Origin of the sequence: Blautia massiliensis (ex Liu et al. 2021) (assembly GCF_052064225.1) — a bacterium.
In the GTDB taxonomy this organism is placed as follows: Bacteria; Bacillota; Clostridia; order Lachnospirales; family Lachnospiraceae; genus Blautia_A; species Blautia_A fusiformis.
The window spans coordinates 12385-37645 of the sequence record NZ_JBQHWA010000002.1 but is presented as its reverse complement, the minus strand read 5'-3'; the positions used below and the strand labels follow the sequence as shown (position 1 = coordinate 37645).

The window sequence follows — 25261 nt, the reverse complement described above, 5'->3', positions numbered from 1 at the left end:
ATACATGGCAGAAACAACCAACGCCAATGAAACATATCAGCCAATGACTTTCGATGCCATCAAGATCGGACTGGCGTCCCCTGAGAAGATCAGAGAGTGGTCACACGGTGAGGTTTTAAAACCTGAAACGATCAACTACAGAACCTTGAAGCCTGAGAAGGATGGTCTTTTCTGTGAAAGGATTTTCGGACCGAGCAAGGACTGGGAGTGCCACTGTGGAAAGTACAAAAAAATTCGCTATAAAGGCGTTGTCTGCGACAGATGCGGTGTTGAAGTAACCAAATCTGCCGTTCGTAGAGAGCGTATGGGACACATCGAGCTTGCAGCTCCGGTGTCTCATATCTGGTACTTTAAAGGAATTCCGTCCCGTATGGGTCTGATCCTTGATATTTCTCCGAGAACACTGGAGAAAGTGCTTTACTTTGCTAACTATATCGTTCTGGATCCTGCAGATTCCGGACTTATGTACAAACAGGTACTCACCGAGCGTGAGTACCAGGAAGCACGTGAGTCTTACGGAGAAGGATTCCGTGTAGGTATGGGTGCCGAGTCCATCATGGAGCTCCTTCAGGCTATCGATCTTGAAAAAGATTCTGAAGAACTGAAGGCAGAGCTTGTGGACGCAACAGGCCAGAAGCGTGCAAGGATCATCAAACGTCTTGAGGTTGTGGAGTCCTTCCGTGAGTCCGGCAACCGTCCTGAGTGGATGATCATGACCGTTATCCCGGTTATCCCGCCGGATCTTCGTCCTATGGTACAGCTGGACGGAGGACGTTTTGCAACATCTGACCTGAATGATCTTTACAGAAGGATCATCAACAGAAACAACCGTCTGAAAAGACTTCTGGAGCTTGGTGCTCCGGATATCATTGTCCGCAACGAGAAGCGTATGCTGCAGGAGGCTGTAGATGCCCTGATCGATAACGGACGCCGTGGACGTCCTGTAACAGGCCCTGGAAACAGAGCACTGAAATCCCTTTCCGATATGCTGAAGGGTAAATCCGGACGTTTCCGTCAGAACCTTCTCGGTAAACGAGTTGACTATTCCGGACGTTCTGTAATCGTCGTAGGACCTGAACTGAAGATCTATCAGTGTGGTCTTCCGAAGGAGATGGCTATCGAGCTGTTCAAACCTTTCGTTATGAAAGAGCTTGTTGCCAACGGAACTTCCCACAATATCAAAAATGCCAAGAAAATGGTAGAGAAGCTTGAGCCGGCAGTATGGGATGTCCTTGAGGACGTCATTAAGGAGCATCCGGTTATGCTGAACCGTGCACCTACACTGCATCGTCTGGGTATCCAGGCATTCGAGCCAATCCTTGTAGAAGGTAAGGCGATTAAGCTTCATCCGCTTGTTTGTACCGCGTTCAACGCTGACTTCGATGGTGACCAGATGGCTGTACATCTTCCGCTTTCCCAGGAAGCACAGGCAGAGTGCCGTTTCCTTCTGTTATCACCGAACAACCTTCTGAAACCGTCAGATGGTGGTCCTGTAGCCGTTCCTTCACAGGATATGGTCCTTGGTATCTACTACCTGACACAGGAAAGACCTGGAAACAAGGGTGAGGGCAAGTTCTTTAAGAGTGTCAACGAGGCAATTCTTGCATATGAGAACAAGGTCATCACACTCCAGACAAAGATCATTGTCCATTGTCATAAGACAATGCCGGACGGAACTGTTTTAAGCGGCAATGTTCAGTCCACACTGGGACGTTTCCTGTTCAACGAGATCCTTCCGCAGGACCTTGGATTTGTGGACAGAAGCGTACCTGGAAACGAACTGCTTCTTGAGGTTGATTTCCTTGTAGGTAAGAAACAGCTGAAGCAGATCCTTGAAAAGGTTATCAATACTCACGGTGCAACAAAGACAGCCGAGGTACTTGACTCCGTTAAGGCTATGGGTTACAAATACTCCACACGTGCAGCCATGACCGTATCTATTTCCGATATGACCGTGCCGCCGCAGAAGCCGGAGATGATCAAGCAGGCTCAGGATACTGTTGACCGTATCACAAAGAACTACAAACGTGGTCTTATCACAGAGGAAGAGCGTTACAAAGAGGTTGTTGATACCTGGAAGAAGACCGATGATGAGCTTACAAAGGCACTTCTTACAGGTCTTGATAAGTACAACAACATCTTCATGATGGCTGACTCCGGAGCCCGTGGTTCCGATAAGCAGATCAAACAGCTTGCCGGAATGCGAGGACTGATGGCTGATACAACCGGTCATACCATCGAGCTCCCGATCAAGTCAAACTTCCGTGAAGGTCTTGACGTACTGGAGTACTTCATGTCCGCTCATGGAGCTCGTAAAGGTCTTTCTGATACCGCTCTTCGTACAGCCGATTCCGGATACCTGACAAGACGACTTGTTGACGTATCCCAGGATCTGATCGTTCGTGAGGCGGACTGCTGTGAGAACAGAGCAGAGATCTCCGGTATGGTCGTTCGTGGATTCATGGACGGAAAAGAAGAGATCGAGAGCCTTCAGGAGCGTATCACAGGACGTTTCTCCTGTGAGACAGTTAAGAATAAAGATGGAGAAATCCTTGTTAAAGCAAACCACATGATCACACCGAAGCGTGCAGCCCGTATCATGAAAGAGGGCGTAAGCAACCAGACAGGCGGACCGATCGACAAACTGAAGATCCGTACCATCCTTTCCTGTAAGTGCAAGGTTGGTGTCTGCGCAAAATGTTATGGTGCGAACATGGCTACCGGTGAGCCGGTACAGGTTGGTGAGTCTGTTGGTATCATCGCAGCACAGTCTATCGGCGAGCCAGGTACACAGCTGACTATGCGTACTTTCCATACCGGTGGTGTTGCCGGTGGAGATATCACACAGGGTCTTCCTCGTGTCGAGGAGCTTTTCGAGGCAAGAAAGCCGAAAGGTCTTGCGATCATCACAGAGATCCCAGGTGTTGCCACGATCAACGACACTAAGAAGAAACGTGAGATCATCGTAAACGATCCGGAGACAGGCGATTCCAAGACTTACCTGATCCCATACGGTTCTCGTATCAAAGTCCTTGACGGACAGGTTCTTGAGGCCGGCGATGAGCTGACAGAAGGTAGTGTAAATCCGCATGATATCCTGAGAATCAAGGGTGTGCGTGCAGTTCAGGATTACATGATCCGTGAGGTTCAGCGTGTATATCGTCTGCAGGGTGTTGAGATCAACGATAAGCATATCGAGGTTATCGTTCATCAGATGCTGAAGAAGATCCGTATCGAGGATAACGGAGATACAGAGTTCCTGCCAGGAACACTTGTTGATGTCCTTGATGTTGAGGAAGTTAACGAGAAACTTGAGGCAGAGGGCAAACAGCCGGCAGAGGGAAAACAGGTTATTCTTGGTATTACCAAAGCATCCCTTGCTACAAACTCCTTCCTGTCAGCAGCATCCTTCCAGGAAACAACAAAAGTCCTGACAGAGGCTGCTATCAAAGGTAAGGTCGATCCGCTGATCGGTCTGAAAGAGAACGTTATCATCGGTAAGCTGATTCCTGCAGGTACAGGTATGAAGCGTTACAGTGAGATCAGTCTTGACACAGGAATGCCGGAGGTAAAAACAGCTTCCGAGGAGCCTGAGGATACAGAGGAAATTTCCGTAGAGGAAGAGAAGACTGAGACTGCTCCGGAGGAAGAGGCCATTGCTGTTGAAGAGACAGCAGAGGAAACTGCACCGGTAGAAGAATAAGTCGATATACCTTGCTAATATAAATAAATCTCCCCCCGGAAATCCGGAGGGAGATTTCTGTTTATAAGCAGGGATTTTCTGAGAGAGGAGGGATTGCGATGGACAAGGAACTGCCAATTTCCCCGTGGCCGGAATGGAAGATCGTAAGCAAGATCGGGGAAGGATCTTTTGGAAGAGTGTATAAAGCTCAGAGAACTGAGAAGGGACGTTCTTTTTACTCGGCAATTAAGATAATCACAATCCCCGCCAGTAAAGGGGAGCTGGACAGTGTGCGCTCAGAATCCGGTGATGAAAAATCTGTCCGCGGTTATTTTGAAAATCTGGTGGAGGAGTGCATTCAGGAAGTAAGCACCATGGAGTATTTCCGGGGAAATTCCCATATTGTATCTGTAGAAGATTACAAGGTGATGGAATATCTGGACGAGATCGGATGGGATATTTTTATCCGCATGGAATATCTCACAAGCTTCATGGAATATTATGCGGGAAAAAATCTCACAGAAAAAGAAGTGATGAAGCTGGGTATCGATCTTTGCAGATCACTGGAATACTGTGGGCAGCTTCACATCATCCACAGGGATATCAAACCTGAGAATATTTTTGTATCCAGGTTCGGGGATTTCAAGCTGGGGGACTTTGGAATCGCCAGAGAACTGGAAAAAACCATGAGTACCCTTTCCAAAAAGGGAACTTATTCCTATATGGCGCCGGAGATGTACAGGGGAGAACAGTACGACAGCAGAGTGGACATTTATGCACTTGGCCTGGTGTTATATAAACTGATGAATCATAACAGGCTTCCGTTTCTGAATCTTGAAAAACAGTTGATCACATACAGAGATAAGGAAAACGCACTCACGAGGAGGATGTCAGGCGAAACACCGCCACTACCTGTGGATGCAGGAGAGGCTTTCGGCTCCGTTATCTTAAAAGCCTGTGCTTATGATGCAAAAGAACGATATCAGACTCCTGAGAAGTTTCGGGAAGCACTGGAAGAAATCCGGTATGGAGCAGCAAACAGAGAACAGGGAGTTCATGAGAAACCGAAACCAGTGGAGGAAAGACCTGTTCCGGAGTCCATGCCGAAGTTTCTCCAGGAGGGTGCAGCCAGACAGCTGGCAAGAACGAGTCAGCTGAATACGGATGCGATCCGTCAGGCACGTAAAAATCCTGTGCCGGTATCTATACAGCTGGAGAAACCGACAGCCGGAGAAATAGCAAAAAATGCAGCCCGGAATACGCCAAAGGCTCAGAGCACAATACAGAAGCCTCAGAAATCTGCATCCGGAAAAACAGCATCCGAAAAGGATAGCCTGTCCGGTTATCCGTCAGGACGTTCCCGTCAGTCAGATCCCGGTATAAGAAAAACCGGAGCTGTAAAGCCCAGAGTTACCTCTATCACAGATCTGGAAGACGACCGTGACCAGAATCTCCAGGAGTGGGAAGGATCCGTGCCAGAGAATGACGGAAATGACGATGACAGAAGGAAACGGAAAGGTATTTTCAGAATGCTTATAACAGCCGGTATCCTTGTTGTGCTGATCGGCGGGATCCTTGCGGTACGAACGATACGGAAACCTGCGGATAACGGGGAACCTTCGTATACAGATTCCGATGATTCTGATGCTCTGAACAAAGGAAATTTCGGTACTGCAGACAATTCGGATAAAAGCTTCGCACAGGCAATGGAAACGATACGTGACCATGCGACAACCATAGAAAATGCTCTGGACAGCTATAGACGTGAAGGTACAGAGGGGGATTGCCTGCGCTTTTATAACGGATCAGGAGAGATCGCCAAAGTACTTGTATATCCCGGCAGTTCCGCAGATGGCGTTTATGAGGAATATTTTTACTGGGGCGAGCAGATGTTTTATACTTATGTATGGGACGGAGATGAGAAGCAGTATTTTTATTATCAGGACGGCCTTCTGATCCGATGGATCGATGCAGATGGTAAGGTTCATGATAAAGAGAGCGATAACGACAAATATGTAGAACTGGGAGACAAATACTGGAGTAATTCTGTAGTGGAGCTTCAGCAGTAATGTCGAAGGGTTTTTACGAAAGGAAAAAGAATGGCCTATCAGATTGATTATGCGTATACATGTCACACCGGAAAGGTGAGGACAAATAATGAGGATAATTTCTGGTGCTGCGGAGTGCGCCTGCCGGTGCACAACCAGGGGGTTGACGGAATCCTGGCAGGTCATACACAGCACTGGCAGCTTCCAATGCTGGCTGTTTTTGACGGCATGGGCGGAGAAAGCTGCGGTGAAATGGCAGCTTCTGCAGCTGTGGAAGCGCTGGGAGGCTTCTATGAAGAAAACAAAAAGACCCTGAAAAAAGAGCCTGTGGTTTTTCTGACAGGAGCCTGCGAAAATATGAATGAGGCAGTATGTCGCTACAGCAATGAAAACTGTATCAGAAGCATGGGAACAACCATGGCACTTTTGTCTTTCAGCGAAAAGGCAATCTATGCCTGCAACCTTGGGGATAGCCGTATCTACCGTCATTTTCAGGGGAAGTTCCAGCAGATTTCCACGGACCATGTGATCGGCGGAAAAATGCTGGGAAAAGCTCCGCTGACGCAGTATCTGGGCTTCCAGGAAGAAAACATGGCACTGGAGCCTTCTATCGTGGAGATCGGTTATCAGCCGGGAAGCTCGTATCTGATCTGTTCAGATGGAGTGACAGACATGCTTTCTGATCAGGAGCTTCAGAAGATCCTTGACGGGACAGAAACCGCAGAAGAAAAAGTAGGTAAGATCCTGGAACAGGCATTGGAAAGAGGCGGCAGAGATAATGTGACACTGGTCCTTGCACAGATCAGCGGCTATGAAGAAAAAAATATTCTCAAACGCTGGGCAGAGCGCCACAGTACCGGACGGTAATAAACCCGGGGAGTAAGAAAAGGGATAAGGAGAAAATTTGCGATGAGAAATCGAATGCAGGATCTTGATTTTGAACAGACAGTTGCCTTCGATTCAGTGAAGGACTTTGAATTTACAAGAAAGGCGGCACAGAAGTTCCGCCAGGTTGTCAGTCTGGATTCCTTTGAGGATGAGGATGCAGATGTTATTTTTCATTATCTTTACAAGGAGATGGAACTGGTTTCCTTTGGTGACTATCTGAAACGATATGTGTATGAGCGTGCAGAGCTTGAGGAGCCTTTTTCCCAGGTGCCGCAGGAAGTCTACAGGGAGATTGTTGTGGAATCCTTCAAGGAAACCTACACACCGAAATCCATGTCACCTACATCAGCCAAGCTGAGTTCTCTGGTGAATAACTGGCTGACTCAGGCATCTGTGAAGCGTGAAACAGTTTTTCTGCTGGGGTTCGGACTTCGGATGAGTACAGAGGATGTTTCAGATTTTCTGACCCGGGTGCTTCGTGAGCAGGATTTTGATTTCCATAATCCGGAAGAAGTGATCTACTGGTATTGTTACCGGAATCATCTTGGCTATTATAAAGCGGAGGAATATAAAGAAACCTACAAACAGATGACTCCGGTGGAAAAAAAGACCGGAGAAATCGTGTATGGCACAGGGCTTTGTCTGGACAGTGAGGAAAAGCTTCTGGAATATCTGGCTTTTCTGAAAGGAAGACATGATGATCCGAAATCAGAGAAGAGCCAGGCTTTTCAGGAATTTATGATCCTTCTGGAGCGGGCAAGGAAGATCATTGCAGCCATGTATCAGGAAGATGAGGAAGAAAACGGTGGCAAAAAGATCTGGAAGCCTGAGAATATCAGTGCTTCGGATCTGGAAAAGGTTATCTGCAGCGGGATCCCCATTAATAAAATGGGAAATCTCAAAAAGATGTCCGCATCCATTCTGGCAAAGCATTTCAGCCAGAAGCGCTTCAGCCGCCAGAGGATCAACAATATCCTGAACCATAAATTTCCGGTGGAGCGGTTCGATCTGATCACGCTGGAGTTTTTTGTGATCTCTCAGGAGATGGCAGAGGATGATCCGTATACGAGATACCGTCATTTTCTGGAGGAGATCCAGGAGATCCTGGCCCGCTGCGAAATGAGTGAGATCTACATAGTGAATCCATATGAGTGCTTTCTTCTGATGTGCCTGCTGACAGACTGTCCGCTGGCAGTATTTTCCGAGATTTGGGAAAAATCCTATGAAGAGGGAGAAGAAAAGAACTGAAAAAAGGATGATGCGTTTCGGTGACGCATCATCCTTTTTTTGTCCGATCCGGTAAGTCTGTTATTTTGCTTTTCCGGTTTTTACCGCACTTGCAGGTCCGGTCTTTACTTTCTTATTTACTGTGCGGTATGGAACCAGTCTGTAGCTATATGTAACATTTTTTGCTGTCTTAAATGTATAGCTGGTATTTTTGGAAGAAATAGTTTTTACTTTTTTGAAGGAACCATTTCCTTTTTTCTGATAGATGACATAGCCGGTTGCTCCGGAAATCTTTTTCCAGGAAAGTGTCTGTTTTCCTTTGAGGGTTTTAAGCTTTGTGGACGGACGGAGCAGATTTGGTTTCACAGTCACTGCTTTGGAAGCTGGACTGTAGATATAACCGGAGGATGTTTTTTTGCTTGCACGGATCACGTAAGAATATTTATTTCCGATAGTGATCTTTGTGTCTTTGTATGAAGTAGTATTTGCGTTTAAAGTTTTGATCTTTGCGTATTTTCCGGAATTTGTTTTTCTGTAGAGAATATAGTTCCGGGCATTGTTTATACGGTTCCAGCGGAGCGTACAGCTGTTCCAGGAGGCAGAGGCCTTAATTGACGGTGCAGTTAATTTCGTGATCACAGGAGCCGGAGTGCCAGATGGCATTGGAACCGGAGTAGTGGATGGCTTCGGAGCCGGAGTGCCAGATGGCATTGGAGCCGGGGTAGTAGATGGCTTCGGAGCCGGAGTGCCAGATGGCATTGGAGCCGGGGTAGTAGATGGCTTCGGAACTGGAGTGGCAGTGGGCTTCGGCTTTGGAGTAGCAGTAGGCTTCGGAGTTGGAGTAGCAGTAGGCTTCGGAGTCGGAGTAGCAGTAGGCTTCGGAGTCGGGGTAGCAGTAGGCTTTGGCGTTGGAGTGCTCGTTGGTGCCGGAGCAGATATTTTAAAGGTCAGGGACTGACTTGAAAAATAATTGTTGATTCCTGTAAACGTTACGGAGCCAGTGCCGGTTTTGGCGTTATCTTTCCAGGTAAGGATATAATCCGTGCCTTCCTGAAGCGTGTCCGGGCCGTATTTTACAGTAGGCTTCGGAGTTACTGCATTGCCGTTGAAGATCTGTTCCGGAATATCCGAAAGATCGCAAAGCTTTACAGATGTCATATGCCTTGAACCGGAATAATTCTGCTTATAGGAAAGTGAAAAATCCAGGATCTCATTGCTGGAGGAATAGTATACAGAAGTAATACGAAAATCATCAGAGGTCAGTTGTGTGCCATTATAGGTGATGACCAGGTTATTTCGCAGATAAGAGGTTACACTTTCACTTTTGCAGTTTGAATCTGCCAGTTGGATGGTCTCACCGGAGAGCTTCAGTGGATTGATGGTGAAGTATTTGGAAAAACCGCTTCTGTAAATGCCGATACCGGTTATATGGACACGAGGTCTGTTGGTTCTGGAACTTGCCATGGTGTTATCAAAATAAGAAAGGGTATAATCAACATCTTTCTTTAAAGTAACACCATTTAATGTGACCGAAATTATTCGTCAGAGTTCCGGAATAAAGGCCAAGACCTGTGATCGTGAAAGTTCCCACACCGCTGTTCTGATTGTTGGAGAAAGAAATCGTATAATCTTTTCCCTCAGTCAGCGTACGACCATGGAATTTTAGTTCAGGAGAAAAAGTAATGGGACTTCCGGTATAGTTCCAGGAACTTGTATAGCGCAGAGAAGTCTCTCTGGAATTTTCCAGATCATAGTATGCATTGAGATCTGCAGACAGTGTTTTGTCCGGGCAGGATTTCAGTGTGGCAGAAACCGTAGTGATTCCTCTGCTTTTCAGTCGGATAACACCGCTCTGATCCACAGTGGCAATGGAAGGATCTCCGGTTGACCATGTGAAAGAAGCTGGGTCAAGGCTGGAACTCATATAGCTGAATCCATTACAGGTTATATAGATAGCCAGTGTTTTCTGTTCTTCTGTGAATGTGATCGGAGAAGCTTCGTTGAAATGGATATTTATCAGCTTTGGAAGCACGGAAATAACAGGTGACACAGTCTGATTGGCAGGCTGTGTGCAGGCTTCTGTTGCGTGAGAAGAAAAGCACTGGATCCAGTAGAGATGACCGTTCTGTGAGTAGCAGCCGATTCCGGCAGAAACATTTTTGGAATTCATGATGTTCGTGTAATGTCCGGAAGATTCGATCCATGATTCCATAACTTCTTCAGGAGTTCCCTGGTTGATCGCAAGATTTTCACTTGGATCCTCAAAATAAGGAAAGGCTGAAAAACAGATGGAACCATTGGGACGGGTATGACTGGCGCAAACGGTCAGTTCTTCTGCTCTGGTCATGGCGCATTCCAGAAGGTTCTTATCCATAGTGACAGGATTCCGGTTCTTTTTGGCACGTTCCTGATTTACCAGATCAAGGACCTGGTAAGCATAATCATAGCGGCGGATACCCTGACTGAGTTTCAGCTGGACAGCAGTCTGGTCAGAGGCAGCCTGCACACGGACAATGTTGCCCGGCGCCAGCAGAAGAAGCAGAAGCAGCAGCGCAGGCCATAATAAGTATCTTGTTTTTTTCTCTTTTGTCTGATTCATGATGTTTTCCTTCCCAATATAATATAAAGATATTTTCTTTTGTTATTCGTTGTAGTATCCATAGATCGCACGGCTGTCCTGTGCGATGGTGTTCTGTGCAGCAGAGGTATCGTTAAGATCCTGTGACATAAAACAGACTACCAGGTCGATCCCCTTTGCTGTGTCATAGATGATGCCGGCATCGTTTTCTACGTGATCCAGTTCACCGGTTTTGTTGGCAACCTTTACCTCGGAAGGCATCTGAGCCGGGATCTTGTTTTTCCTGGTCTGCATTTTCAGAAGACGATACATATATTCGGCTCCTGCCAGAGTATCGTTGTTATCGGTAGCAGTACCCTTGTCGATCTGATAGATGGTCTTCAGAAATTTTCCACAATCCTTTGCGGAAGTGTAGTTATCCCCATTGGAATTATCTGCAAGAAGAAGACGTCCCATGGAAGTGCTGGTGTATCCGTGATCCTGACAGAATTTATTCACACGGGCCATTCCGGCTGCGTCATCCCCGCCGCCAAGATAATTGACAAGTGTATTGGCAGCATCATTGTCGCTGACTGTGATCATGGAGTTCAGTGCATTGTCCAGCTGATCCTTGCTGTATTTGGAGGAAAGACTGTCATAATCCTCATATACAGCACCCATGATATAGAGCTTGATCAGGCTGGCAGCCTGCATCTGCTGATCGTTGATGGTACCTTCGGTATTTTTTGCAAGATTGCATACATATACGGACCAGGTTCCGTTATCGGTGGGAAGAAGAGACTGTACCTGATTCAGAAGGTTGTCCATGCTGGAATCCGAATTGTCTGTGAAAGTGCTTCCGCTGGATGGGGAAAGAGTTCCTTCTTCCTGACTGGAAGAAGAACTGTCCTTGCTGCCAGAAGCTTCGGAAGAATCGGAGGCTGCAGATGTATCTGTGGATTCTTCCTGTGCGGAAGGACCCTGGACCTCAGCTGAAGATGCTGCGGCAGCAGCGCTGGAAACGGTAGGATCATCAGGATAAAGAGCATCCAGCTGATCGGCTTTGCTGCTGAGCTCAGCGGCAGAATCAGAAACCTCCTGCACACTTTTCTGCAGCTTGTTAACTTTTGTCTGGAGAGATGCAAGCTTGTCCAGGGAGCGTACATTCAGTGCCCCAAGTCCTGCCAGTGCGATGACAAGCACTGCGATCACAATATATAGAAATGTATTTTTTTTCATATATAAACAAACTCCTTTTTATTATTGGAAATAAGCATCGATTCCATTGGCGATCCCTTCTGCCATAGTCTGCTGGAAGGAGGAATCCGCCATTTTCAGATCATCGCTCTGGTTGGTCATAAATCCCATTTCCACAATCGTCACCGGGATCGTGCTCCAGTTAATACCTGTCATGGAATCTGTGTAGATGATCCCGCGGTTCTGGAAGCCGGTAGCTGCGCAGTAGGAATCCACAATGCATTTGGATAGTTTGTCGGAACTGTCATAGAGACTGGAAACATAAGGATTCTGCTGGGACGGACACATGGTCAGAGCACCGGAGACATCTGCAGAATCATCTCCGTTTGCATGGATACGGACACAGATCTCCGCACCCTGGGAAGCGACCAGTTCTGCACGCTCCTTGTTGCTGATAGCGGTATCATTGTCTGTCCTTGTCATTACTACCTGGTATCCACGCTGTTCCAGGATATCCTTAAGCAGAAGAGAAACGTCCAGATTCAGCTGATACTCCGGGAGACCGCTGAAGGAACCTCTGGTTCCGGCGGAAGCCTTGGCTTTCATGGTGGAGGAACCGGGGCCGTTCGGCTCTGTGGCGCTCATATCAACATTTTCACTCTGATGTCCGGGATCGATCCCGACGATATGGCCGTTGTTGGAAGCAGAAGAGGTATCATTACCGCCATCGGTGAATCCTTCACCACCGGCTTCACTGAAAACAGAGGGTTTGGTCGTTTTCTGACTGTTTTCGGCTTCCGGTGCCCGTTCATGTTCACCGGTGTTGTTTTTGACAGCTTTTTCTGTCTGTGCCCGCTGCCGCAGGTATTTGTCGGTTGCCTGTTTCTTTTCGATCTTAGCTGTATAAAGTTCGATATCCTCTTTCATGGATTTCTGCTTTTTCTGGACCGGTTTGATCACGGAGGCCATTTTCTGGTCAACGGCATCGATCTTCCGGTAGGTTTTATAGCTGAGTCCAAAAAGTAATCCAATACAGATAAGACCCGTTAAAAACAGGACGATCGCCATCAGATGGGGCTTTTTTTCCATAAGCTCAAGTCCTTTCTGGGTGAGTATTTTATATTTGTAAATATTATAAAGAAGGAGTCTGGAAAAAGCAATTGCGAAATTGTGCTTGACAACAGGAAAAAGTGTGGTACTATATATGTAAAATAATTATATATAAAAATTTTATATATAAAATAATTATATAAAGAGGTATGCCTATGTATTATTATCCGGTGTCTGCAGTGCTGACGGAATGCCTGATCCTTTCTGTTGTAGAGCAGCAGGATTCTTACGGATATGAGATCAGCCAGACAGTGAAGATGGTAGCTTCTATCAAGGAATCCACATTGTATCCGATCCTTCGCAGACTGGAGACGGATGGTTATCTGACAACTTATTCAGAGGAATTTCAGGGACGGAAACGTAAATATTATTCCATCACAGAAGACGGACGGAAGCAGCTGGAATATTTGAGGAAAGAGTGGAGAGAATACCGCGATACTATAGACGATATTGTGGAAGGGAGACTTCGAAAATGACAAGAAAAGAGTATATGGAGCAGCTGAAGAAATATCTGAAGCGGCTTCCAAAAGAAGATTATGACAATGCCATTGAGTATTTTTCGGAATACTTCGATGAGGCTGGACCTGAGAATGAACAGCAGGTTATGGAAGAACTGGGACAGCCTAAAGAGGCGGCAAGGGAACTGCTTCTGAACCTTTTACAGGAGAGTGTTGGTGACAGTAAAGACATCACCGAGGAAAAAACAGCAGCTTTGCCGGCAGCAGGTTCATATTACGGAGAGAGCTCCCATGCACATAGCCGGACAGATTCAGGAAACCTGAGTACAACAGGGTACAGTACATCCGCAGGAAAGAAGCGTTCCCCCGGAAAGATCATTCTTCTCGCATTTCTGGTGATCTGTGCATCGCCGGTGAGCATTGCGCTGCTGTTTGCAGGCCTTGCAGTACTGGCAGCAGTGGTGATTGTCATCGCAGCAGTGATCTTTTCCATGGCAGTTACAGGTGTATCAGCAATTGCCGGAGGTATCGTGCTCACAGGTTTCGGCGTGACATTGATCGCAAGATCTCTGGCAGCAGCCTGCATGATGGTCGGCAGTGGATTCCTGATGGCAGGTGCGGGAATCCTCGTTGGAGTACTTACCATATATATATGTAAATGGTGTGCAATGGGAATCGGCCGTCTGGTTAACAGACTTGCAAGAAAGAAGGTGCATAAAAATGAATAAGATTGCAAAAACAGTGCTGATCACAGGTACAGCACTCTGTGCAGCGGGAGTTGTTCTTTCCACAGCAGGATATTTTGCAGGGGGAAAAGATTTCACATATACTTCAGATCATATGTATGTATCCGGAGGAAATTCTTCCAGTCGTAAAAATCTTACAGTAATGAAAAAAGAACAGATTGATGATTTTATGAAGCTGAATGTGGATTTTGAGGATTTTGATCTGGATATCCGTACCTCAGATGATGACCATTATTATATGGAATATAAGCTTGAGAAAAACGGGAGGAAAAATCCTCTGACCTGGAAGGATAAGGATGGAGAGCTCACGCTTGAGGAGTCTGCAGGCGGCAGTGGAAGTTATTATATAACCTATGATCTGGGGATATTCTCTACACATGCGGATCTGACAGAAAAGAAAGATGCATTGAATACGGTGGTTCTTTATATTCCGGAGAAGGCACAGCTTTCCGAAGCGGAGCTTCAGCTTTCCGACGGGGATCTTGCTGCCGATCAGCTTTTGTGTAAAGAAATGACCCTGGAACTTCTCAATGGAGATCTGATGCTGGATAAGGGCGAGTTCGAAAAGTTTGATGCAAAGCTTTCCGACGGGGATCTGAATGTAAAAGAACTTCAATGTACAGATAACATGCAGCTGAAATCCGGAAACGGAGATGTGACCATAAAAAAGGCAGAGCTTGCAGATGGGCAGATAGCTCTCAGCGACGGAGATATTCAGATAGACAACAGCAGCTTTAACGGAGATATGAAGATCAATAGCTCCTGCGGTGATGTTTCTGTAGAAATGAAGAACGGCAGTGCAGAGAAAACCAATATTTATCTGAAAGCTGCAGACGGAGATGTGGACACGGAGGGGCTTTCCAGGGGAAAAACCGACAATGAGGAAGACACCTCTGTTTATGAGAACAAGGCCGGTGCTTCAGCACCGACTTTAAATGTGGAATGCAGCGATGGGGATATTACATTAACAGAATCTGAAAAATAAAGAATATGAATATCCGCCTGACTATGCATCTGTTTGTAAAAATCCTAAAAAAGAATAAATGAAATTATATGAAGCGCAGGGGTTTTTCCGGAGAAAAATTCCTGCGTTTTTTGGCTGAAATGTATTGACAAATCCCTGTACTATGATATAATTCAATCAAATCACAGAAAACATATATAGTTACTAGGAAATAAGGAAATGGACATAAAGGAAATAAGGAGGATATCATCATGGGTAAAATTTACGGAAGCGCACTGGAACTGATCGGAAACACACCGCTTGTAGAGGTTAAGAACGTAGAGAAGTCTGAGGGACTTGAGGCTACAGTACTTGCCAAGCTCGAGTATTTTAACCCGGCAGGAAGCGTTAAGGACAGAATCGGTAAGGCAATGATCGAAGATGCAGAGCAGAAAGGCGTTCTGAAACCAGGCGCAACCATTATTGAGCCAACATCCGGCAATACAGGAATCGGGCTTGCAGCCATCGCAGCTGCCAAGGGCTATAAGACGATCCTTACCATGCCGGAGACCATGAGTGTTGAGAGAAGAAACATCCTGAAGGCATATGGTGCAGAGGTGGTTCTCACAGACGGAGCCAAGGGAATGAAGGGGGCCATTGCCAAGGCAGAAGAGCTTGCCAAGGAGATTCCGGGAAGCTTCATCCCGGGACAGTTTGAGAACCCGGCTAACCCGAAGGCACATGCAGCAACAACAGGTCCTGAGATCTGGAATGACACAGACGGAAAGGTAGACATTTTTGTGGCAGGTGTCGGCACAGGCGGAACGATCACAGGTACAGGTGAGTACCTGAAGAGCCAGAACCCGAATGTGAAGGTAGTTGCTGTTGAGCCTGCAACTTCTCCTGTACTTTCTGAGGGAAAAGCAGGCCCGCATAAGATCCAGGGTATCGGCGCAGGTTTTGTTCCGGACACACTTGACACCAAGGTTTATGACGAGATCATCCCGGTAGAGAACGAGGATGCATTTGAAACATCCAAACTCCTTACCAAGAAAGAGGGAATCCTTACAGGAATTTCCTCCGGTGCAGCTCTCTATGCTGCGATTCAGCTTGCAAAACGCCCGGAGAACAAGGGGAAAGTGATCGTAGCACTTCTTCCGGACAGTGGAGACCGTTACTACTCCACACCACTGTTTACAAAATAATCGATCCGAAGACCGCTTCTTTTGCCCTGAAGCGTGATTCTGCGGGATTATTTACGGCGCTCCTGAATGCCTGTCCAAGCAGGCTGCCGGAGCGCCGGTTTTATTCTTGATTTCATCGAATTAAGTAAGCCCTCTGTGGGGCTGTGGTTATTGTTCACTGGTAAGGCTCCGCGAAAAGCAATAAGCAGTGTGTGTGGACTTGCTTGTATCTTGTAGCTTTTTCAGGTATAATAGAGAAAACGAATAAAACCTATTAACAATATAAAGAATAAAGTCTGCAAAGCAGATTCTGCTTCCTATGAAAGAAGATACAGGAAGCTGCCTGTGCATCACAGAGAAGGGTGCCGGTCATGGAATACAGAGGAATATTTCCGGCTGAACAGCTGCACAATAACAGAAAGAGCAAAATGCTATAAATCAGAAGAATACTGAAATATTGGAGGTAAATATTACATGAGGATTTCTACAAGAGGAAGATATGCGCTGAGACTGATGTTGGATCTTGCTACAAATTATACAGGAAAACCGATCCGCCTGAAGGATGTGGCGAAGCGCCAGGAGATCTCCGATAAATATCTGGAGCAGATCATCTCCATTCTGAACAAAGCAGGCTTTGTCCGCAGTGTCCGTGGCCCTCAGGGTGGCTATGCACTGCAGCAGACCCCGGATAAATACACGGTCGGAATGATCCTTCGTCTCACAGAAGGAAGCCTTTCCCCTGTGGAATGTCTGGACGACAACGGAGCCATCTGTGACCGTGAGGAGAACTGCGTCACCCAGATCCTCTGGAAAAAGCTGGACGATGCCATCAAAGGTGTGGTAGATCATATAACACTGGAAGACCTGATGAACTGGCAATCCGTGAAGGCGGACGAATATATCATATAAAAAAAGCTGCGCAAGCAGCTTTTTTTATATCACATTTTTTTACTAACATTTTACAAAACCGCGATTTTATATTTTACCTTCCATTCCTATAATAACACCTGTATTTAAGCAGTAAGCAAGTAAAAATGATCATAGAAATGAGGAGAAAAAATCATGAAAAAAAGAATCGCAGGTATCTTAACAGCAGCACTTATCGGAACTACAGTAATGGGAACCGTTGTAATGGCAGCACCATCCGGAGCGATCGACGTAATTTCCCGTGAGGACGGATCCGGAACACGTGGAGCATTCGTAGAGCTGTTTGGGATCGAAGAAGAAAAAGACGGAGAGAAAGTAGATATGACAACACAGGAAGCAAGCATCACAAACAACACAGATGTAATGCTTACCACAGTAGCAGGCGATGAGAACTCTATCGGATACGTATCCCTTGGTTCCCTCAACGATACAGTAAAAGCAGTAAAGATCGACGGAGCAGAGGCAACAGCAGAGAACGTTGCAGATGATACATACAAGGTAGCACGTCCGTTCAACATCGTAACAGGCGACAAGTTCAGCGATGCAGCACAGGATTTCATCAACTACATCATGAGCTCTGACGGACAGGACATCATCGAAAAAGAAGGCTACATCAAAGTAGATGAAAAAGCAGAGGCATACAAAGCCGGAGATGCAAAAGGCAAAGTCGTAGTTATGGGATCTTCTTCCGTAGGACCTGTAATGGAGAAGCTTGCAGAGGCATATCAGAAAACAAACAAAAACATCACAGTAGAGGTTCAGGTCAGCGACTCCACAACAGGAATCAATAGCGCAACAGAGGGTGTATGTGATATCGGAATGGCATCCCGTGAGCTGAAGGACGAGGAAACAGAGAAAGGTGTTAAAGCTACAGAGATCGCAAAAGATGGTATCGCAGTCATCGTAAACAACGACAATGATCTTGAGGAGCTTTCAAGTGACCAGGTAAAATCCATCTTCACAGGTGATATCACAGACTGGGAAGACGTGACCAAATAAATTCCCAGGTAAAAAACGATTGAAGTATCTTACAAAGAGCGGCGATCATGACAAGGTCAGGAAAGCCGCTCCGTTATATATCAGCACAGTGGATATCCACTGGAACAGAGAGAAAGGTGTCTTATGAATCATTTAGGAGAAAAGGCCATGAAGGTCGTTTTTCTCATTGCGGCCTGTGCATCGGTTCTCGCAGTATTTCTTATCTGTGTGTTCCTTTTTGCAAACGGCCTTCCTGCAATGGGAAAGATTGGTCCCTTAAAATTCCTCTTCGGAACAGAATGGAGACCAACAAACGATAAATTCGGAATCCTGCCAATGATCGTGGCAAGTATTTATGTAACTGCAGGAGCAATCCTTATCGGAGTTCCGATCGCACTTTTTACATCCGTATTCATGGCAAGATATTGCCCGAAAAAAATCTATAAACCACTGAAATCCGGTATTGAGCTTATGGCAGGCGTTCCATCCATCGTATATGGCTATTTTGGTCTGGTTCTCCTGGTACCGCTGATCCGCCAGCTGTTCGGAGGAACCGGAAGCAGTATGCTGGCAGCATGTATCCTTCTGGGAATCATGATCCTTCCGACGATCATCGGAGTTACGGAATCGGCAGTACGAAGCGTTCCGGAAAGCTACTATGAAGGATCACTTGCACTTGGCGCAACAAAAGAAAGAAGCATTTTCTTTGTTATGCTTCCGGCAGCAAAGTCAGGAATCCTGGCAGGCGTTGTCCTTGGGATCGGACGTGCCATCGGTGAGACCATGGCCGTGATCATGGTAGCCGGAAACCAGCCACGTATGCCGAAGGGACTTCTTCAGGGTGTCCGTACCATGACTGCAAACATCGTAACAGAGATGGGATATGCATCAGGACTTCACAGAGAAGCATTGATCGCAACAGGAGTTGTACTCTTTGTATTTATCCTGATCATCAACTTAAGTCTTTCACTGCTGAACAGGAGGGCGGAGAATGCAAACTAATGTATCAGTGACCGCAGATCCTGCGGCAGAAACAACCATGAAAAAAAGAAATACACTTACCATAGGAGACCAGCTGAAGTCTTATGCAAGACATCCTGGTGCAGGAGTCCTGGCATTTCTTACACTGCTGGGAGCAGTGATCACTTTTGCACTGCTGTTCTTCCTGATCGGCTATGTGCTTGTAAAAGGTATTCCCTATCTGAATGCAAGTCTGTTCAGCCTTACCTATACCTCAGAGAACGTTTCCCTTCTCCCGTCACTGATCAATACCCTGATCATGACACTGGTATCTCTGGCGATTGCCGCTCCGGTAGGAATCTTTGCAGCGATCTTCCTTGTGGAATATGCAAAAAAAGGCAGCCGTTTTGTAAAGCTGATCCGTATTACCGCAGAGACACTTTCCGGTATTCCATCCATCGTATATGGTCTGTTCGGTATGCTGTTCTTTGTAACTGCATTGCACTGGGGCATGTCTCTTCTTTCCGGTGCCCTGACCATGGTGATCATGGTACTTCCCCTGATCATGCGTACCGCTGAGGAAGCACTGAAATCTGTTCCGGATTCTTACCGTGAGGCAAGCTTCGGACTTGGAGCAGGCAAGCTCCGTACTATTTTTACGATTGTACTTCCCTCCGCAGTTCCCGGAATCCTGGCAGGTGTGATCCTGGCCATCGGACGTGTGGTAGGTGAGACTGCAGCACTTCTTTATACCTCCGGTACTGTTGCGGCAGTTCCAAACAGCCTGATGGGTTCCGGACGTACCCTGGCACTTCACATGTATGTGCTTTCCAGTGAGGGACTTCATGTAAACCAGGCATCTGCAACAGCAGTAGTCATTCTGGCATTTGTACTTGTTATCAACGGACTGTCCGGTCTGGTAGCCAGAAAAATTGCGAAAGGATAATGATCGATCATGAGTGAAAATACAAAAATTTCAATTGACAATATGAATCTCCATTACGGAAACTTTCATGCCCTGAAGGGAATCAATATGGAGATCCCGGAAAAAGAGATCACAGCATTTATCGGACCAAGCGGCTGTGGTAAATCCACACTTCTGAAATCCTTAAACCGTATGAACGACCTTGTGGAAGGCTGTTCCATCACAGGAAAGGTAGAGCTTGACGGGGAAGATATTTACGGAGATATGGACGTGAATCTTCTGCGTAAACGTGTGGGAATGGTATTCCAGAAGCCCAATCCGTTCCCGATGAGCATTTATGATAATATTGCATACGGTCCGAGAACACACGGTATCCGTTCCAAGGCAAAACTGGATGAGATCGTGGAAAAATCTCTCCGTGATGCGGCAATCTGGGATGAGGTCAAGGACCGCCTGAAAAAAAGTGCTCTTGGAATGTCAGGCGGACAGCAGCAGCGTCTCTGCATTGCCCGTGCCCTGGCAGTACAGCCGGAGGTGCTTCTTATGGATGAGCCCACATCTGCCCTGGACCCGATCTCCACTTCCAAGATCGAGGATCTGGCAGTAGAGCTTAAAAAGGATTACACCATTGTTATGGTCACACATAACATGCAGCAGGCAACCCGTATCTCCGACAAGACAGCATTTTTCCTTCTTGGTGAGGTTGTGGAATTTGCGGATACAGACAAGCTGTTCTCCATGCCGGCAGATAAGCGTACAGAGGATTATATTACAGGAAGGTTTGGTTGATATTATGTCAGAACGTTTTGTAAGACAGCTGGAAGAGCTTCACGTGGAACTGATCACCATGGGAAGTCTCTGCGAAAAAGCAATTTCACTTTCTGCCAAAGCTATTCAGGGTGAAGGCGGGATGACTCTCATTGGCAAGATCTTTGAGACGGAAAAAGAGATCGATGCACAGGAAAAAGAGATTGAAAATCTCTGCATGAAGCTTCTTCTTCATGAGCATCCGGTAGCCGGAGATCTGCGATCCATTTCCGCAGCGCTGAAGATGATCTCCGATATGGAACGCATCGGTGATCAGGCAGCAGATATTGCGGATCTGTCCAAGCATATCGAGGACAAAGCAGTTACCGGAGATATCATTAATATCCGGAAGATGGCAGAGGATACTGTCCGGATGGTTACAGAAAGCATCGATGCCTTTGTAAAGGGTGATCTTGAGCTTTGCAGAAAGGTTATTGACGATGATGATAAGGTGGACGATGCCTTCAATGATATTAAGGAAAAGCTGGCCGAGGTCCTGAATAACGGAAAGCCGGATGCAAGCATCGGTCTGGATATCCTTATGGCTGCAAAATATTTCGAGCGTATCGGTGATCACGCTGTGAACATTGCAGAGTGGGTGGAATATTCTATCACAGGAAACCACAGAAGCGGTTCCAGTCATACAGATAACTATTTTGTTGAGGAATAGAAATAAGTAAGAGCAGATTGCAAAGAGTTGCATTATTGTAAAAAAGTGCTGTGGTATTGAAAGGATATCACAGCACTTTTTTCTTTAATATTTATCAAACATATAAAGAATATTCATCGCTTGTCTGGCTGCTGTTTTCGGATTTTTGTTCCTGTTCTTGTGCAAATATCATGGTTGGTGTTATGGTGCTGATCATAGCTGCGGCAGTTATGGCTGCCAGAAATTTGTATGATTTCATAAGCATTAACCTCTTTCATCGTTAGTTTTGAGTTGCTATATAAAGATTGTGCACAGATCTTTATTTTTAAAGTATTAAAATGTATTTAATACAATTATGTGTAAAATTATATGGAATGTCAATGGGCATTGTATATTTCGGCATAATATAAAAAAATATAAGATAAAAATTGTATAAAATACACATATAAATATATTTAACAAGAAAACACTGGATGAAAATAAAAGATAGTATAGGAAAAATAATTGACGCATGATAATAAATGTATTAATATATGTTATTGATGAGTTATAAACAATCACAAAAAGAGGTAAAAATGAAAAAGGCAGTATTATTTGATTTTGATGGTGTGATCGCAGATACGGAAATGAAGACACTTGCTTATACAGAGGAACTGTTTTTTAAGTACGGTGCGGTTTTGAGTATGGAAGAAAAAATTTCATATATAGGAACAGATGGAAAAGAACCAACAAGAAAATTGCTCGAAAAAAATGGAATCTGTAAAACAGCAGAGGAATTTCTGGAAGAAAGAAGGACACTTGGTAATGTATATGAGAACAGTCAGGATCTGAAGCCTATGGAAGGACTGGTAGAATTTCTCGTCTGGCTGAAAACGGCAGGGTATAAAATTGGTATTGTATCATCTACCAGCACCAGACTTATTGTAACGGCGTTAAATCGGATGAAGCTTATGAGCTTTCCGGAGGTTCTGATCTGCGGTGATATGGTAACAAAGAAAAAACCCAGCCCGGAGGGGTACAGGAAAGCAATGGAGTATCTGGAAGTTATGCCGGAAGAAACGGTGATCATAGAGGATTCTCCTTCTGGAATCCGGGCAGGAAAAGCAGCAGGAGCTTATGTGATAGGATATAAAGGAGCGGAAGTACAGCAAGATACTACAGGAGCAGATACCTTGTGGAATGATTATGCTCTTTTTGAAGAAAAATGGAAAAAGATACAGTGAGTATGGATAGCTGTTAGGAAAAAATCCCCGGGGGGTTCAAAATTGCCCCTCCCGGGGATTTTTTAATGTTGATCATGTTGGTATTTAGACGATCAATTTGTATTTATCTCCAATACACAGCTGCAGACAAAGCTGTGTATAGGCAGAAGTTGAGTCATGTATAATGCTGTCGATCCGAAGAAGCGGATAACCCTTTGTGATTCCCAGTATTTTGGCATCTCTTGAAGAAGCAAAGGTAATGTCAATGGTTTTGGAAGAATGATCAAAGACAATATTATGCTTATTTTTCAAAAGCTCATATAAAGATGTATTATTCAGATTTTCGCTGAACAGGAAACAGAAGGACTCTGGGAATTTATTGATTTCCAGAAGCATAGGCTTATCATCCGCATAGCGAATACGTTCTATTACTAAAATTTTTTCGGTTTCATCAAGTCCCATTAATTCTGCTTCATGAGGAGTTAGATCTTCAATGGCAATTTTTATGGTTTTTGCTCCGGGTTTTTTGTTCATGCGCTGGCACATTTGAGAAAAGCTTACAACAGCAGGAGAAAGAGAACGCTGCATTTTTTTTTCTGCGATAAAGGTTCCTTTTCCTGATTTCTTCTCCAGGTATCCCTGGCTGTCCAGTGCAGCAAGGGCTTTTCTTACAGTAACACGACTGACATGATATTGTTCGCTTAGTTCATTTTCTGTCGGGAGTTTACTGCCGGGAGTAAGTGTTCCACTGGTGATCTTGTCTAGGATCAGTTCTTCAAGCTGTTTATAAAGTGGTGTGGCTATGGCATTATCAAGTTCCATTTAATGAAAACTCCTTTCCGATAAATAAAAAACAGATATTGTAATCTGATTTTATAGTTAAATACTTTTTTGTATATATATGATAATACATTTAAAACTGTTTGTATATGAAGATTTGTTCTTTTTAAGCAAAAAAAGAAAAAAATATTGAAAAATAAAATACAAACTTTTATGATTCTAATATAACAATATAATACAGAGAATGAGTTGGATGATATTGATAAATACATCTATGGGTGCATTTATAAGTGCGAAAAAGATATATTTCGAAATAGAATATGTATTATAATGTATTTTTATTGTGCAGATACAACAAAAACAAGTAGGGAAAATTGTAAAATTAAGCGAAAAAAACAAATGGGATTGACAAAGGAGTTTTACAGATATACTATTGTAGCAGATACAAAGTAATACATATCAAACATGAGATATGAAATTACAATTGTATGTACTACTAATAAAGATATGCGCATGATCTTTAGATACTATCAAAACAAATGAAAATTGGGAGGTAGAGTTTATGTTTTGGATAGAACTTTTGATCGTCCTGGCGATTATTTTTGTGGGTGTTCGCCTTAGTGGACCGTTTTTAGCATTTGCAGGTGGAATTGGAATGCTGATCATGACATTTGGGCTTCATGTAAAACCATCAGATCCACCTGTAACTGTAATTTTAATCATGATCGCAGTAATCTGTGCAGCTGGAATGATGCAGTCCTGTGGAGGACTTGATTATCTTGTAAAGATTGCGGAGAAAATCCTTCGTAAAAACCCCAAAATGGTAACGGTTCTGGCGCCGATCGTTGCTTATATTTTTACTTTTATGTGCGGAACAGGACATATTATTTACAGTCTTCTTCCGGTTATCAATGAAATTTCCATCGAAACAGGAGTTCGTCCGGAAAGACCGATTTCCGCATCTATTATTTCATCACAGCAGGCAATCACAGCGTGTCCGATTTCGGCAGCGACTGTCAGTGTACTGGCGTTTCTTGCAGAATCACAGTACACATCTGTAAATATTTTCACATTGCTTCTGGTATGTGTTCCGGCAACTCTGATCGGTACAGTTGCAGCAGCATTTTCTGTTCTGAAAAAAGGTAAAGAACTGAAGGACGATCCGGAGTTTCAGAGAAGAGTTGCAGCTGGTGAGATTGAAGATCTTGCAAAAAAAACATTAGAGGGAAACGAAAAAGAAACAAAATTCCAGGCAACAAAAGAGGCAAAGATTTCCGTAGCAATCTTTCTTATTGCAATGGTTGGAATCGTATTACTTGGTGCAGTAAAATCTCTTGTTCCGGTATTTGCAGATGAAACAAGCCTTCCGCTGACATCAGTTATTGAGATTTTCATGCTGGTTGCAGCAGCACTTATGGTTCTTCTTACAAAAACAGACAGTAACAAGCTTCTGGATCAGCCAGTATTTCGTACAGGTATGTTTGCAGTAGTTCTAGCATTCGGTCTTTGTTGGCTGGTAAATACATTCATCGCAGATCAGTCTTCCTTTATTACAGATAATATGTCTGCGCTGACAAATCAGCATCCATGGATCTATATCGTTGCAGTGTTTATTGTAGGAGCTATTACAACCAGTCAGTCATCTACTACTATGATCATGGTTCCGATCGGAATTGCGCTTGGGCTTCCGGTGAACATTATTGTGGCTGGCTGGATCGCATGCTCATCCAATTATTTTATTCCTGCTTCTGGCCAGTGTGTAGCAGCTATTGCGTTTGATTCAGCAGGTACTACAAAAATCGGTAAATTTGTCCTGAATCATAGTTACATGCTTCCGGGTCTTGTTTGTACCGTAGTCTCTGTAGTAGTAGCAATTGCACTTGGAGCAGTAATTTTCTGATTTAATTGATTGGATAGTCGGAGATTTTTATAATCCTGACTTTGTGTAGTGTTTTCCCTTCTTTATGATCCGACTATCCAATATAAGAGAAGT

The 25261-nt window shown here is 44.9% G+C and carries 22 protein-coding genes; 16 read left to right on the top strand and 6 right to left on the bottom strand.

The features are described 5' to 3' along the window. Positions 1 to 4 precede the first annotated feature (4 nt). The 4 genes from rpoC (at position 5) to ACTNDQ_RS00860 (ending at position 7866) form a co-directional block, all read left to right on the top strand. Entirely contained in the window at positions 5 to 3703 is a 3699-nt protein-coding gene (gene rpoC / locus ACTNDQ_RS00875; RefSeq protein WP_278795468.1) for a DNA-directed RNA polymerase subunit beta', read from the top strand. 98 nt (positions 3704 to 3801) lie between these two features. After that, positions 3802 to 5751, top strand: coding sequence for a serine/threonine protein kinase (locus tag ACTNDQ_RS00870; RefSeq protein WP_441063248.1), 1950 nt, complete (start codon positions 3802 to 3804; stop codon positions 5749 to 5751). Between the two features lie 30 nt (positions 5752 to 5781). Further along, the gene (locus ACTNDQ_RS00865) at positions 5782 to 6597 is read left to right on the top strand and encodes a PP2C family protein-serine/threonine phosphatase (RefSeq protein ID WP_178818220.1); all 816 of its coding nucleotides are present in this window, start codon (positions 5782 to 5784) and stop codon (positions 6595 to 6597) included. Between the two features lie 42 nt (positions 6598 to 6639). Further along, a complete protein-coding gene (locus ACTNDQ_RS00860) occupies positions 6640 to 7866 on the top strand; it encodes a hypothetical protein (protein ID WP_015526296.1) in 1227 nt (408 codons plus the stop codon). Positions 7867 to 7926: 60 nt separating this feature from the next. Here the strand turns inward: ACTNDQ_RS00860 and ACTNDQ_RS00855 are convergent, their stop codons facing one another. From ACTNDQ_RS00855 to ACTNDQ_RS00840, 4 genes are read right to left on the bottom strand one after another with little or no spacing between them, the layout of a single operon-like run. Then, on the bottom strand, positions 7927 to 9309 hold the full coding sequence (locus tag ACTNDQ_RS00855; protein ID WP_441063245.1) for a hypothetical protein: 1383 nt from the start codon (positions 9307 to 9309) through the stop codon (positions 7927 to 7929). 28 nt (positions 9310 to 9337) lie between these two features. After that, positions 9338 to 10444 carry a CAP domain-containing protein gene (locus tag ACTNDQ_RS00850; RefSeq protein ID WP_441063243.1) on the bottom strand — a complete coding sequence of 369 codons (1107 nt, stop codon included), beginning with the start codon at positions 10442 to 10444 and terminating at the stop codon, positions 9338 to 9340. A 42-nt stretch (positions 10445 to 10486) separates the two neighbouring features. After that, positions 10487 to 11641 (bottom strand): class A beta-lactamase-related serine hydrolase, encoded by a 1155-nt coding sequence (locus tag ACTNDQ_RS00845; RefSeq protein ID WP_279198772.1) that lies wholly within the window; start codon positions 11639 to 11641, stop codon positions 10487 to 10489. Between the two features lie 21 nt (positions 11642 to 11662). After that, positions 11663 to 12688 (bottom strand): N-acetylmuramoyl-L-alanine amidase family protein, encoded by a 1026-nt coding sequence (locus tag ACTNDQ_RS00840; protein WP_279198771.1) that lies wholly within the window; start codon positions 12686 to 12688, stop codon positions 11663 to 11665. 176 nt (positions 12689 to 12864) lie between these two features. On the opposite strand from ACTNDQ_RS00840, the gene ACTNDQ_RS00835 reads away from it, so the two are divergent. The 10 genes from ACTNDQ_RS00835 (at position 12865) to phoU (ending at position 21307) form a co-directional block, all read left to right on the top strand. Then, positions 12865 to 13185, top strand: a complete 321-nt coding sequence (locus ACTNDQ_RS00835; RefSeq protein WP_015526294.1) for a PadR family transcriptional regulator — start codon at positions 12865 to 12867, stop codon at positions 13183 to 13185. Next, positions 13182 to 13895, top strand: coding sequence for a DUF1700 domain-containing protein (locus ACTNDQ_RS00830; protein ID WP_173745849.1), 714 nt, complete (start codon positions 13182 to 13184; stop codon positions 13893 to 13895). Before ACTNDQ_RS00835 ends, ACTNDQ_RS00830 begins: the two co-directional genes overlap by 4 nt. After that, on the top strand, positions 13888 to 14898 hold the full coding sequence (locus tag ACTNDQ_RS00825; RefSeq protein WP_288788099.1) for a DUF4097 family beta strand repeat-containing protein: 1011 nt from the start codon (positions 13888 to 13890) through the stop codon (positions 14896 to 14898). Before ACTNDQ_RS00830 ends, ACTNDQ_RS00825 begins: the two co-directional genes overlap by 8 nt. Positions 14899 to 15128: 230 nt before the next feature. Then, positions 15129 to 16061, top strand: a complete 933-nt coding sequence (gene cysK, locus ACTNDQ_RS00820) for a cysteine synthase A (RefSeq protein WP_015526291.1) — start codon at positions 15129 to 15131, stop codon at positions 16059 to 16061. A 453-nt stretch (positions 16062 to 16514) separates the two neighbouring features. After that, positions 16515 to 16949, top strand: a complete 435-nt coding sequence (locus ACTNDQ_RS00815) for an RrF2 family transcriptional regulator (protein ID WP_114001811.1) — start codon at positions 16515 to 16517, stop codon at positions 16947 to 16949. Between the two features lie 153 nt (positions 16950 to 17102). Further along, complete coding sequence (locus tag ACTNDQ_RS00810) at positions 17103 to 17966, top strand: substrate-binding domain-containing protein (protein ID WP_278795460.1); 864 nt, start codon at positions 17103 to 17105, stop codon at positions 17964 to 17966. 123 nt (positions 17967 to 18089) lie between these two features. Beyond that, positions 18090 to 18947 (top strand): phosphate ABC transporter permease subunit PstC, encoded by an 858-nt coding sequence (pstC, locus tag ACTNDQ_RS00805; protein WP_119239474.1) that lies wholly within the window; start codon positions 18090 to 18092, stop codon positions 18945 to 18947. Next, the gene (pstA, locus tag ACTNDQ_RS00800) at positions 18937 to 19851 is read left to right on the top strand and encodes a phosphate ABC transporter permease PstA (RefSeq protein ID WP_148446276.1); all 915 of its coding nucleotides are present in this window, start codon (positions 18937 to 18939) and stop codon (positions 19849 to 19851) included. Before pstC ends, pstA begins: the two co-directional genes overlap by 11 nt. Positions 19852 to 19860: 9 nt before the next feature. Beyond that, the gene (gene pstB / locus ACTNDQ_RS00795; RefSeq protein ID WP_021652472.1) at positions 19861 to 20619 is read left to right on the top strand and encodes a phosphate ABC transporter ATP-binding protein PstB; all 759 of its coding nucleotides are present in this window, start codon (positions 19861 to 19863) and stop codon (positions 20617 to 20619) included. Between the two features lie 4 nt (positions 20620 to 20623). Beyond that, on the top strand, positions 20624 to 21307 hold the full coding sequence (phoU, locus tag ACTNDQ_RS00790; protein WP_022427023.1) for a phosphate signaling complex protein PhoU: 684 nt from the start codon (positions 20624 to 20626) through the stop codon (positions 21305 to 21307). Positions 21308 to 21401: 94 nt separating this feature from the next. Here the strand turns inward: phoU and ACTNDQ_RS00785 are convergent, their stop codons facing one another. Further along, positions 21402 to 21545 carry a hypothetical protein gene (locus tag ACTNDQ_RS00785; RefSeq protein ID WP_441063237.1) on the bottom strand — a complete coding sequence of 48 codons (144 nt, stop codon included), beginning with the start codon at positions 21543 to 21545 and terminating at the stop codon, positions 21402 to 21404. A 316-nt stretch (positions 21546 to 21861) separates the two neighbouring features. Here ACTNDQ_RS00785 and ACTNDQ_RS00780 point away from each other — a divergent pair, with 316 nt between their 5' ends. Further along, entirely contained in the window at positions 21862 to 22509 is a 648-nt protein-coding gene (locus tag ACTNDQ_RS00780; protein WP_279198767.1) for an HAD family hydrolase, read from the top strand. 84 nt (positions 22510 to 22593) lie between these two features. Here the strand turns inward: ACTNDQ_RS00780 and ACTNDQ_RS00775 are convergent, their stop codons facing one another. Next, positions 22594 to 23310, bottom strand: coding sequence for a GntR family transcriptional regulator (locus ACTNDQ_RS00775; RefSeq protein ID WP_279198765.1), 717 nt, complete (start codon positions 23308 to 23310; stop codon positions 22594 to 22596). A 520-nt stretch (positions 23311 to 23830) separates the two neighbouring features. On the opposite strand from ACTNDQ_RS00775, the gene ACTNDQ_RS00770 reads away from it, so the two are divergent. Beyond that, positions 23831 to 25168 (top strand): anaerobic C4-dicarboxylate transporter family protein, encoded by a 1338-nt coding sequence (locus ACTNDQ_RS00770; protein WP_279198764.1) that lies wholly within the window; start codon positions 23831 to 23833, stop codon positions 25166 to 25168. Positions 25169 to 25261: the final 93 nt, after the last annotated feature.